Raw genomic sequence first — 11454 nt, 5'->3', positions numbered from 1 at the left:
GGAAAAGCAGTCGGAATTGATGTTGGCATCGCTAATCTAGCCATTAGTTCTGATGGGATTAAGTACGAAACCTTTAATGCTAAATGGGCGGAAAAGCAAGCAACTAAGTGGCAAAGTAAGTATGCCAAGCGGAAACATCAGGCGACGGTTGTCGTCTGCCAATGGAACCATAACCACAAGACCATTAAGAAAGAACTAAGTGATTACCAAAACTGGCAACGAGCCCAACAACAAAAGGCCTGTTACCAAGTCAAGGTAGCGAACCAGCGCAAAGACTATTTGCATAAACTAACAACGACCTTGGTTAAGCAGTACGACGTAATCGTCATTGAAGATTTGAAAGCCAAAAACCTTCAGAAAAATCATTGCCTAGCTAAAGCGATTGCGAATGCCAGTTGGTATCAGTTCCGGACCATGTTGGCATATAAATGTGCCTGGTATGGTAAGAAATTAGTAACTGTTAAACCGAACTATACCAGCCAAATTTGTAGCCACTGTGGTTACCATAGCGGACCAAAGCCGTTACAAATTCGTGAATGGACTTGCCAAAACTGTGGTGCCCATCACGACCGCGATATTAATGCGGCAGTTAATATCTTGCATCAAGGATTAAAAGCTATTGGCTAGGGACTAGCCATGGTAAAAGAGTGGAGTTCTGTAAGTTAGGTATCCTGAATACAGGCATAACATCCTAAATACTACTCCGTGTTCCCAGAAGCTCGGTCATTAATGGCCGAGTAGTTCACTCGTTGACCTATATTAATATTCGATAACAAGTAATGACCAGCTGTTGAATTGGCCCATAAGCAATGTAATAATGTTGCTGATCAAATATTTAATAAGGAGAAAATCAAGGGATACAGATGATAGATACAATCATTCACTTCATGGTGAATAATCAAACCTTTACCCTATTTGTGTGCGTGGCCCTCGGTTTTGCAATTGGTAACTACAAGATTGCTGGCCGCTTTAACGTTGGTGCCACCGTGGCGACCCTGGTCGTTACCCTGATTGTTGGCCAGGTAGGGGCGTTTCCCCGTAACGAAATGCTGGGTACCATTTTCTTTGGTGCCTTCATGTTCTCAGTTGGTTACCGCATTGGGCCCCAGCTACTGGTGAGCCTTAAGATTTTTGGTGTTCGCATTATTATTGCCAGCCTTTTCTGGATGCTGATTGCCTTTCTGGTTTCGTGGGGGCTGTTTATTGCCTTCCACATCGGTCCGGGGATTGCTGCCGGAATCATTTCTGGCTCCCTGACCCAGTCCGCAACGGTGGCCAGTTCCTTACAGACGATTGGGGCCCTCCCGGTAAGCAAGGCGGTGCGGGCAACGTATGAGGCCCAACTGCCGGTTGCCTACGCGTTGACCTACGTTTTTGGAACCTTGGGTGTCATCATCCTGCTGCGCGACATTGCCCCCAAGATGATGGGAATCAAGATCGAAGAACAGGGACCATTGATGGCCAGGAAGTACCACTTCCATGCTAAGAACCCTAACCCAACCTGGCGGCGGACCTACCTGGTTTCTGTTGACTCACCATTCGTGGGGAAGACAATCGCCCAGCTAAATGACTGGTCTAACTACCACTTGATCGCCCTGGCGGTTTTTCGTGACCACCGGATGACTGACCACCTGTAATATAAAATCCAGGCGGGGGACCTGGTGACCATCATCGGTTACGCGGTTCACTTTGACCGCCTGCACGGAATTAAGGGGATCAAGGAAGTTCTGACGCCAACCAACGCCCCGAAAGAGCGGAAGTTTGTCTTAGGGAAGGGCTTCAAACCAGTGCAACTGGCAATCCTTCGCCAGCATGGGGTCTTTATCAACATTCAGGACCCCATCACGGGAAATGAACAGCTGGTTAACCAGCTTCGTCCGGGGAACGTAATTTCGTTAACTGGTAACACCTCCCGGACGGCCAACATTCTTCATAAGATGGGACGCTGGCACACTGATGAGGACGCCATCAACTACACCCTGTTTTCACTGGGAATTGGTGGTGCTTCCCTTTTAGGAATTCTTGGATTAAAATTAAATGGTATCCCGCTGCAACTTGGGAATGGGACAGCGGCCTTGATCATGGGACTGGTTTTGAGTTCCTGGATTAACCGCCATCGTGACTACAAGTCCATCCCCGAGACCGTGACGACCTTTGCCCAGAGCGTTGGCCTGACAATCTTCGTTGGTACGGTGGGCCTGCAATCTGCCCAGGCGTTCACTTCAGCGATCCAGTCACTCGGTTGGGGTGTTTTGGTTGTGGGTGCAATTATTACAATTGCCCCCCACCTCTTGACCCTCCTGTTTGGCCGTTACGTTTTACGAATGGAGCCCCTCGCGTTGATTGGGAGCCTTGCCGGTTCGGGAACCAGTGCCGCCTCGATGAGTGAGGTCGTTCAAAAGGCGGGCCTGGAAGGTGGCGCCTACTTTGCGGCTGCCTTTACACCGGCGTTTGTTGTTGGAAACATTGGGATTACTTTATTAGGACCGATCTTTGTGGCCTTATTGGCCTAGAGAGAGGAAGAAAGGCGTAATTAAAAATGAAAAAATTCTTTACGGTGTTAGGTGGCATGGGAACCCTGGCCACGGAAAGCTATGTGCGGCTGCTAGACCAGCGGACCCCAATCCACCGCGACCAGGACTACTTGGATTACATCGTGGTTAACCATGCCAGTGTTCCTGACCGGACTGCCTGGATTTTGGACCACCAGAAACCAGACTACAACTTAGACTTAATTGAAGACATTAAGCAGCAGAGTCTGCTTAAGCCAGCCTTCTTCGTGCTGATTTGTAACACCGCCCACTACGCTTTTGACAAGCTGCAGGCGGCAACTGACATTCCCATCCTGAACATGCTGGATGAGACGGTCAAGGAGATCAAGCACGTTAAGCCCGGTGCCAAGAAGGTTGGCTTACTGGCTACCCGGGGGACCGTAGAAGCGGGCCTGTATGACCAATACATTACCGGTGCCGGTTACGAGGAAATCAAGCCGACCCTGGAGATCTTGGATATGACCGAGGACCTGATTTACCATGATATTAAGGAAGCTGGTCATTCTAACGGGCAGAAATTCCACGAACTGGTCCGGAAGATGGTCGAAGAAGAGGGTGCTGATGTGGTGATCCTCGGTTGTACGGAACTGTCGTACGCTCAAGAAATGAACCCCGAAAAGGAGTTCGCCGTGGTGGATTCCCAGTCGACAATCGTTGACCGTTCCCTTGAACTAGGGATGAAGCTGGAAGGGCGGAAGTAAGTTATTAAAACTAGTCCAAAGCGATTGATTGTGTCGCCTTGGACTTTTTATTTTCGCCAAGCCCTTAAATGGTCTAGACTGCAAGAAACGTGGTAAAATAAGAGAATATGTGTAAAGAGAAGTACCTTTGGCATAAGGAGGAATGTATTATGGGTTCACCGGTCTATATCCAAATTCATAATCAGTTACGAGAGAATATTGAGAATGGTAAGTGGCACGTTGGCCAAAAGATTCCCGCAGAACGTGAATTGGCCAGCCACTTCAACGTCAGCCGGATGACCTTACGGCAGGCAATCCAGGCATTAGTCGATGAGGGAATCCTTGAACGCCGGGTGGGTTCGGGAACCTTTGTTGCCAACCGTAAAGTCCAGGAGAAAATGGCCGGGGTAACGAGTTTCACCGACTTAATGCTGGCAGCGGGGAAAACGCCGTCGAGTAAAACTATCTCCTACCACCTGACGGTTCCCTCGCAGACAGAAATTGAGAAGTTACAGTTATCTGCGGGCGAACAGGTCCTACGGATGGAACGGATTCGCTCCGGCAACAATATCCCCATCTGTTATGAGATTGCCACCGTTCCGGCAAAGCTGGTGGAGAAGTTCAGCCGGGAAGAAATTACGACTTCCTTTTATCGCACGCTAGAACAAAAGGCCCATCTTTACCCAGGCCACGCCACCCAGCACATCTCAGCAACCAAGGCGACTGAACGGATTGCCACTTATCTCCAAGTTAAGCGGGGGGACCCGTTACTACGAATGACACAATTATCATATTTACAGGACGGGCGGCCGTTCGAGTACGTCCATACGCAATACGTTGGCTCCCGCTTTGAATTTGTCCTTGAAAAATAGCCTTTATTCTGGATTTGATTGTTGTTATATTAATAGCATAAATTATTGCTGGATTATTGATACTATTAGATTTAACCGAAGGGAATATACGAAACAATGAAGTTTAATTATCCTGATGATAGCCTGGCTCTTCATACCGACGCCTACGAACTCAGTATGATGCAAACGTACTGGAAAGAGGGGATGGGCAACCGCCGTGCGGTCTTTGAGGCTTTCTTCCGGAAAATGCCATTCGATAATGGTTACGCCGTTTACGTGGGACTGGACCACATTATTCGCTACATCAAGAACCTTAAGTTTACCGATAGTGATATTGAATATTTAAAGTCAACTGATCAATTTGATAATGACTTTTTGGAATATCTTCGTAATTTTAAATTTACCGGGACCATTCGGAGCTTTGAGGAAGGGGACTTTGTCTTCAACCACGAACCAGTCATCCAGGTTGACGCACCGATGATTGAGGCCCAATTGATTGAAACGGCAATCTTAAACATCCTGAACTACCAAATCATGGTGGCTACCAAGGCATCGCGGATCCGCTCCATTGTTGGTGACCAAAGCGTCATGGAATTTGGGACCCGGCGTGCCCAAGAGCTGGACGCATCCATTTGGGGAACCCGGGCCGCCTACATTGGGGGCTTCAATGCCACCAGTAATGTCCGGGCCGGCAAGCTCTTCGGAATTCCAATTTCCGGGACCCACGCCCACGCCCTGGTTCAGGCATACATGAGTGACTATGACGCCTTTAAGGCATACGCGGAGACCCACCATGACTGTGTGTTCCTGGTTGACACCTTTGACACCCTGAAGAGTGGGGTGCCGAACGCAATTAAGGTGGCTAAGGAGTTCGGTGACAAGATCAACTTCTTGGGGGTTCGGATCGACAGTGGCGACATGGCCTACCTCTCCAAGCGGGTGCGGGCAATGTTAGATGAAGCCGGCTTCTCGGATGCCAAGATTTTTGCCTCTAACGGCCTGGATGAGAAGACTATCCAGAACTTGAAGATGCAGGGCGCTAAGATCGACGTTTGGGGGATTGGTACCAAGCTGATTACGGCCTATGACCAACCGACCTTAGGAGCAGTGTACAAGCTTGTGGCCTTTGAAGATGAACACGGTAAGATGGTCGATACCATCAAGATTTCAAATAACGTTGCGAAGATGTCGACTCCTGGCAAAAAGCAGGTATGGCGGATTAACGACCGGATTGACGGGAAGAGTGAGGGGGACTACATCACCCTGGCCGATGAGGACCCACGTAAGTTAAGCACGATCAACATGTTTAACCACCGCTTCCCACTCCAGCAAAAGGACGTCAGTGATTTCACCGCCCGGCCAATTCTGAAGGACATCTGGAGGGATGGTCAGTTTGTCTACGATGAACCAACGCTGGATGAGATCCGCGACCACCGGATTGCTAGTCTGGCGGCCCTCTGGGATGAGTACAAGCGGGACCTCAATCCCGAAGTTTACCCGGTTGACCTTTCTCAACGTTGCTATGATAATAAGATGAAGTTGATTCATAAGGTTAACCGTTACGTCAAGGAACTCAGTGATAAGGGGTAATTAGAATGCGTAAACTACAAGAAAAAATCATTAAAGAACTCAAGGTTAGCCCGGAGGTTGATCCTAAAGAAGAGGTCCACAAGCGGGTTAAGTTTATCCACGACTACCTCCAAAAGACGGGGATGAAGACCCTGGTCCTGGGGATTTCCGGTGGTCAGGACTCGAGCTTAGCAGGGCGCCTGGCCCAGCTGGCAGTTGAGAAGCGCCGGCAGGAAACCAATGACGATGGTTACCAGTTTATCGCGGTCCGCCTGCCCTATGGCGAACAAGCGGATGAGTCCGATGCAATGGCGGCAATCAACGACTTCATTAAGCCGGACCAAACGCTGCGGGTAAACATTAAACCCGCAACGGACGCCATGGTTTCCTCATTGGAAGCAGCCGGCGCAACAATTTCGGACTTCAACAAGGGGAATATCAAGGCCCGTGAACGGATGATTGTCCAGTACGGGATTGCGGGTGCCCATGGCGGAGTAGTTGTCGGTACTGATCATGCGGCCGAGGCCGTTACCGGTTTTTACACCAAGTTTGGTGATGGTGGTGCCGATATCACCCCATTGTCAGGCCTCGATAAGCGGCAGGGCAAGGCCCTTTTAAAGTACCTGGGTGCGCCTGCATCGCTGTACGAGAAGGTGCCAACTGCTGACCTAGAAGACGACCAACCCATGCGGCCGGATGAAGAGGCCCTTGGGGTTCGCTACCAGGACATTGATAATTATCTTGAAGGGCACCAGGTTGCCGATGAAACGGCAGAAAAGATTGAAAACTGGTACCTTAAGACGCAACACAAGCGTCACCAGCCAATTACCCCTTTGGATACTTGGTGGAAGTAGTTTTGATGTGGAGGATGTATGGATCAACAAACAATTCAGCTTGTCAATAAGCAGTTACCGGACTTAAAGCGTCATCAAATTGAAGCGGCGTTAAAACTAATGGATGAGGGGAACACCATCCCCTTCATTGCCCGTTACCGGAAAGAGATGACCGGGACGCTAGATGAAGTCCAACTGCAGTCAATTCGTGACGAATACCGGCACGTGACTAACCTGCACGAACGGCAGGAAACGGTCATTAACAAGATCAAGGAACAGGGGAAGTTAACGCCGGCCCTTGAAAAGCAGATCAGGGCCGCAACCGAACTCCAAATGGTGGAGGACCTGTACCTTCCTTATAAGCAGAAGCGGCAGACCAAGGCCCAGAAGGCTAAAGCCAACGGTCTGGCACCGCTGGCCAACTGGCTACTCACTTATCCGGATGGTGACTTGGCAACGGAAGCGGCCAAGTACGTTAATGACAACGTTGTCGATGCACAGGCTGCTCTTGATGGGGCCCATGAAATTCTTGCAGAAGCAATTAGTGAAATGGTAACGGTTCGGGCGTGGTTGCGGAACTACACGAGCAACCATGGTGAGTTAGTCACCGGCCTGAAACGCAACGGTAAGGAAAAGGACGAACTAAAGACCTACCAGCAGTACTATGACTTTTCCAGTGCCGTGAAGGATCTGAGCTCCTACCAGGTCCTAGCAATCAACCGGGGTGAAAAGGAGGGCGTTTTGAGTGTTAAGGTTGCCGTTGACGAGGCGGTTGTCCTAAACTACCTGTCCTTCCGGCTGATCCGGACCAGGGCAGAGAACGCGGCGACGGCCTTTATCAAGGCGGCGGCTGAGGATGCCTACAAGCGCTTCTTGGGCCCGGCCATTGAGCGGGAGATCCGTCACCAACTGACCGAAGACGCTGATAAGCAGGCGATTCGCGTGTTTGGCGAGAACCTGTACCACCTGTTGATGCAGGCACCAATCAAGGGGAAGGTTGTTCTCGGTTTTGACCCGGCTTACCGGACTGGTTGTAAGCTGGCCGTCCTTGATGAAAATGGGAAATTTCTCACGAAGGCGGTTATCTACCCCCACAAGCCCGCTCCAGAAAAGCAGCGGGCCGCTGCGGAAGGCGAGTTCATTGACCTGCTTGAAAAATACCACGTTGAGATGGTGGCAATCGGGAATGGGACCGCTAGCCGGGAGTCCGAGCAGTTTGTCGCTAAGGCACTGAAGAAAATTGACCGCCCAATTTACTACGTCATCGTCAATGAGGCGGGGGCGTCAGTCTATTCGGCTAGTCAAGAGGCCCGGGACGAATTTCCTGACCTCCATGTTGAACAGCGGAGTGCCATCAGCATTGGCCGCCGTCTCCAGGACCCATTGGCTGAACTGGTAAAGATCGATCCCCAGTCAATTGGGGTCGGCCAGTACCAGCACGATTTGCCTAAGAAAGAACTGTCCAGCGAGCTGGATGCCGTCGTTGAACGGGCGGTGAACCGGGTTGGGGTCAACCTCAACACGGCCAGTTACCAGCTGCTCAGTCAGATTTCTGGTTTAAACAAGACGATTGCTAAAAACATCGTCAAGTACCGTGACGACCACGGTCGCTACACTAACCGGAAGCAGCTTAAGGATGTTCCGCGCTTGGGTCCGAAGGCATTCCAGCAGTCAGTCGGCTTCCTTAGAATCGTTAATGGTGAAAATCCCCTGGATAATACCGACGTCCACCCGGAAAGCTACCCAGTTGCTGCTAAGATGATGAAGGCAGCAGACGTGGCGGTTGCCGACCTTGGAACGCCAGCGGCGACGAAGCGGCTTGAGAAGCTGAACATCGCAGACTTTACGACTGAGAAGGCAGGAGCCGCCACGGTTAGTGATATCGTTGACTCCCTACAAAAGCCGGGACGGGACCTCCGGGATTCCATGCCGGCACCATTACTGCGCCATGATGTGATGACGATTGAGGACTTGAAGCCGGGGATGCAATTACAGGGGACGGTCCGCAACGTTGTTGACTTTGGGGCCTTTGTGGATATTGGTGTTAAGCACGATGGCCTGGTCAACATCTCGAAGATGACGAAGAAGTTTACCAAGGATCCCCGGTCGGTGGTTTCGGTTGGTGACATTGTGGATGTTTGGATCGACAGTGTCGACTTAAAGCGGCAACGTATCCAGCTGACCATGCTGAATCCGGCAGGAGACGATAATGAATAACCAAGAACTGCAGCGGCTAACTGAAAAGTGGTCGCTGCAGTATTTTAACCGTCCCTTTACCCACCGGATCTTTTTCAATCCCCGCTTGCGGACCACCGGTGGGCGCTACCACTTAAATGATGGTCATATTGATATCAATCCCTTGATGTACACCGAGTTTGATATCAGTAACCTGAAGCGGGTTGTCCTCCACGAGCTGTGTCACTACCACCTCCACCAAACCGGGCGTGACTACCACCACCGGAGCAAGGACTTCCGGACCCTGTTGGCCCAGGTCGGTGGCTCACGGTACGCTCCGGTGACAAGTAAGGCCCGGCCGCCCAAACGGCACCTGTTTTACCAGTGCCAGGGCTGTGGCGTTGTTATCGCCCGCCAGCGGCATTTCAATACCCACCGGTACGTTTGCCGGCGGTGTGGGCACCACTTCAAACTAATAAAGGATGTTTCCTGATTGAATTGGGGGCAGTTACAAGATGCATTTTTTAAGAAAAACAGCGGTCCGGGGGACGAGCCCCTTCCTAATCATTGCGGTTGCTTTTGGTGGCTTGATCCTTCTGGGCACCATTTTACTGATGCTACCGGTCGCAACGAGGAATGGTCAGGGAGCCCCATTTGCCGACGCCCTGTTTACGGCGACCTCTGCTGCCTGTGTGACGGGGCTGGTCGTCCACAACACAGCAACTTACTGGTCGCTCTTTGGTCAGGCCGTTATTTTAGTCCTAATTCAAGTTGGCGGCCTGGGCGTGGTAACCGTTGTCGTTGGCGTCCGGGCGCTACGGCGGCAGCGGATTAGTCTGCGTGAGCGAACAATTATGCAGGAGTCGCTGTCTGCGTCTAAGATTGGTGGTGTCATTCGGTCGACCCGCTTTATCATTGTGACCACCATTGGAATTGAACTCATTGGGGCCCTCCTTTTGCTGCCGGTGTTCGTCCCCCGTTTTGGCTGGGAAGGCGGCAGTGGTGAAGCCATCTTTCATGCTGTCTCGGCTTTCTGTAATGCGGGCTTCGACCTCCTCAGTACCAAGCAACCTTACCAGTCACTGATGGCATACTCAACAAATGTTGCGATGAATCTTGTGATCGGCCTCCTGATTTTGATTGGGGGAATTGGCTTTATTACCTGGATTGATGTGCGAAAGCATGGCTGGCACATTCGTCGCTATCGTCTGCAGAGCAAGATTGTCCTGGTGGCAACGGTCATCCTTTTGTTAGTACCGATGGCCTACTTCTTTTGCTGCGAGTTTCAAAATTTCCCGATGAAGAAACGGCTTTTGGCGTCCTTTTTCCAGACGGTGAGTCCCCGGACCGCCGGCTTTAACACGGTTCCTTTAACGCAACTGTCTGATAACGGTCAGTTTATGACCATCCTGCTGATGTTTATCGGTGGAGGAACTGGTTCGACGGCGGGGGGAATTAAGATGACGACGGCGGGGGTCCTGTTCTGTGCCTGCCTAGCGGTGATCTTTCGTCGGCGGGAGGTAACGGCGTTTGGCCGGCGAATTGCTCCCCGGACCATTTTTCGGGCCGCGGCCATTTTTACCCTGTACCTAAGTCTGTTAATCGTGGCGGCAATGGTGATGAGCGGTGTGGAGCACCTTGCGCTGTTAACCAGCCTGTTCGAATGTGCTTCGGCGCTGGATACGGTCGGTCTGACCCTGGGGGTGACTCCCTTACTGCATTTGAGTTCACGCCTACTTCTGATACTATTGATGTTCATCGGGCGGGTCGGCAGTTTGACAGTCGTCTTTGCGGTGGGCAGCCACCCGACAAAGTTCCAGGCCCGCTACCCAGAGGAAACCGTAAACGTTGGTTAGGAGGAAATTAACGATGGCAAAGGATAACATTGACTCTGCACTGGTGATTGGCTTAGGACGGTTCGGCTTTCACGTTGCTAAAAAGTTTAATGAACTCGGCATTGACGTGATGGGGATCGATATCAAGGAGGACCGGGTGATTGCTGCCACCGATGTCCTCACCCGGGGTCTGATTGGCAACACCACGAACGCTGACTTCTTAAAAAGTTGCGGGGTGGAAAACTTCGACCTGTGTGTCGTAACGATTGGCGGGGACTTTGAGGCCTCACTGAAGACGACCTGGCAGCTTAAACAGCTGGGCGCCAAGAAGGTCATTGCCCGGGCTAGCTCGGCCGATTCACGAGCAGTTCCTGTTACGCAACGGGGCAGACGAAAGCATTTACCCGGAACGTCAGGATGCCCAATGGCTAGCCTACCGGTACAGCTCACCCCATATTTTGGACTACACCCGTTTAGACCAGGAAAATGCCATCTTTGAGATTGAGGTCCCGACATCGTGGGTCGGTAAGTCACTGGTGGAGATTGATGCCCGGAAGAAGTACGACCTGAACATCATTGGCAGTAAGCACCCAGATGGTCGGGTGTCGACCCATGTTGATCCCGAGCAGCTTCTCGAAAAGGGGATGACCCTGGTTGTCAGTGGGGATGCCCAGACAATCCTCAAATTATTTCGCTAAAAATAAAAAAAGTACTTGCCAATGAATTGTCTGCTTGCTATAATACTATTTGTTGATGCGGCCATGGCGGAATTGGCAGACGCGTAAGATTAAGGATCTTATGGTCATTTATGACCGTGGAGGTTCAAGTCCTCTTGGCCGCACTACTAAAAACACCCAACTGGTTTTACCGGTTGGGTGTTTTTTTACGTTTAATTAACTAAAGTGTAAGCACCGAATAACAACACGTATTGAAAAAGCGTCATGCGCGACATCAGTTTT

At 51.0% G+C, this 11454-nt stretch carries 9 protein-coding genes, 1 tRNA gene and 2 pseudogenes; all 12 read left to right on the top strand.

Annotated features, from left to right (window positions below; translation table 11 throughout):
- A pseudogene (locus FD32_RS10325) lies at positions 1-627 on the top strand (RNA-guided endonuclease TnpB family protein); the annotation flags it as partial.
- Between the two features lie 236 nt (positions 628-863).
- Positions 864-2513 (top strand): annotated as a pseudogene (locus tag FD32_RS10460) (aspartate-alanine antiporter-like transporter).
- A 26-nt stretch (positions 2514-2539) separates the two neighbouring features.
- On the top strand, positions 2540-3253 hold the full coding sequence (locus tag FD32_RS08030; protein WP_047766926.1) for an aspartate/glutamate racemase family protein: 714 nt from the start codon (positions 2540-2542) through the stop codon (positions 3251-3253).
- A gap of 149 nt (positions 3254-3402) precedes the next feature.
- The gene (locus FD32_RS08025; protein ID WP_047766928.1) at positions 3403-4104 is read left to right on the top strand and encodes a GntR family transcriptional regulator; all 702 of its coding nucleotides are present in this window, start codon (positions 3403-3405) and stop codon (positions 4102-4104) included.
- Between the two features lie 96 nt (positions 4105-4200).
- Positions 4201-5673: a nicotinate phosphoribosyltransferase gene (locus FD32_RS08020; protein WP_047766930.1), complete on the top strand. Its 1473-nt coding sequence runs from the start codon at positions 4201-4203 to the stop codon at positions 5671-5673.
- A 5-nt stretch (positions 5674-5678) separates the two neighbouring features.
- Positions 5679-6506: an ammonia-dependent NAD(+) synthetase gene (gene nadE / locus FD32_RS08015; protein WP_047766932.1), complete on the top strand. Its 828-nt coding sequence runs from the start codon at positions 5679-5681 to the stop codon at positions 6504-6506.
- Between the two features lie 18 nt (positions 6507-6524).
- Complete coding sequence (locus FD32_RS08010) at positions 6525-8702, top strand: Tex family protein (protein WP_047766934.1); 2178 nt, start codon at positions 6525-6527, stop codon at positions 8700-8702.
- Entirely contained in the window at positions 8695-9153 is a 459-nt protein-coding gene (locus FD32_RS08005) for a SprT family protein (protein ID WP_047766936.1), read from the top strand. Before FD32_RS08010 ends, FD32_RS08005 begins: the two co-directional genes overlap by 8 nt.
- Positions 9154-9175: 22 nt before the next feature.
- Positions 9176-10516 (top strand): TrkH family potassium uptake protein, encoded by a 1341-nt coding sequence (locus FD32_RS08000; protein WP_082126010.1) that lies wholly within the window; start codon positions 9176-9178, stop codon positions 10514-10516.
- A 13-nt stretch (positions 10517-10529) separates the two neighbouring features.
- A complete protein-coding gene (locus FD32_RS10310) occupies positions 10530-10994 on the top strand; it encodes a potassium channel family protein (RefSeq protein ID WP_235803788.1) in 465 nt (154 codons plus the stop codon).
- Positions 10954-11193 (top strand): cation:proton antiporter regulatory subunit, encoded by a 240-nt coding sequence (locus FD32_RS10305; protein ID WP_235803787.1) that lies wholly within the window; start codon positions 10954-10956, stop codon positions 11191-11193. The genes FD32_RS10310 and FD32_RS10305 overlap by 41 nt, the downstream gene beginning before the upstream one ends.
- A 57-nt stretch (positions 11194-11250) precedes the next feature.
- Positions 11251-11336, top strand: a tRNA-Leu gene (locus tag FD32_RS07990).
- Positions 11337-11454 lie beyond the last annotated feature (118 nt).

Source organism: Limosilactobacillus panis DSM 6035, assembly GCF_001435935.1.
Lineage (GTDB): Bacteria > Bacillota > Bacilli > Lactobacillales > Lactobacillaceae > Limosilactobacillus > Limosilactobacillus panis.
The sequence above is the reverse complement of the archived record's forward strand: the minus strand, read 5'-3'. Positions and strand labels throughout refer to the sequence as shown.

What these genes read in the sequence shown, in the direction of transcription:
- FD32_RS08030 (WP_047766926.1), top strand. Translation starts at nt 2,540, where the DNA reads ATGAAAAAATTCTTTACGGTGTTAGGTGGCATGGGAACCCTGGCCACG.
- FD32_RS08025 (WP_047766928.1), top strand. Translation starts at nt 3,403, where the DNA reads ATGGGTTCACCGGTCTATATCCAAATTCATAATCAGTTACGAGAGAAT.
- FD32_RS08020 (WP_047766930.1), top strand. Translation starts at nt 4,201, where the DNA reads ATGAAGTTTAATTATCCTGATGATAGCCTGGCTCTTCATACCGACGCC.
- nadE (WP_047766932.1), top strand. Translation starts at nt 5,679, where the DNA reads ATGCGTAAACTACAAGAAAAAATCATTAAAGAACTCAAGGTTAGCCCG.
- FD32_RS08010 (WP_047766934.1), top strand. Translation starts at nt 6,525, where the DNA reads ATGGATCAACAAACAATTCAGCTTGTCAATAAGCAGTTACCGGACTTA.
- FD32_RS08005 (WP_047766936.1), top strand. Translation starts at nt 8,695, where the DNA reads ATGAATAACCAAGAACTGCAGCGGCTAACTGAAAAGTGGTCGCTGCAG.
- FD32_RS08000 (WP_082126010.1), top strand. Translation starts at nt 9,176, where the DNA reads ATGCATTTTTTAAGAAAAACAGCGGTCCGGGGGACGAGCCCCTTCCTA.
- FD32_RS10310 (WP_235803788.1), top strand. Translation starts at nt 10,530, where the DNA reads ATGGCAAAGGATAACATTGACTCTGCACTGGTGATTGGCTTAGGACGG.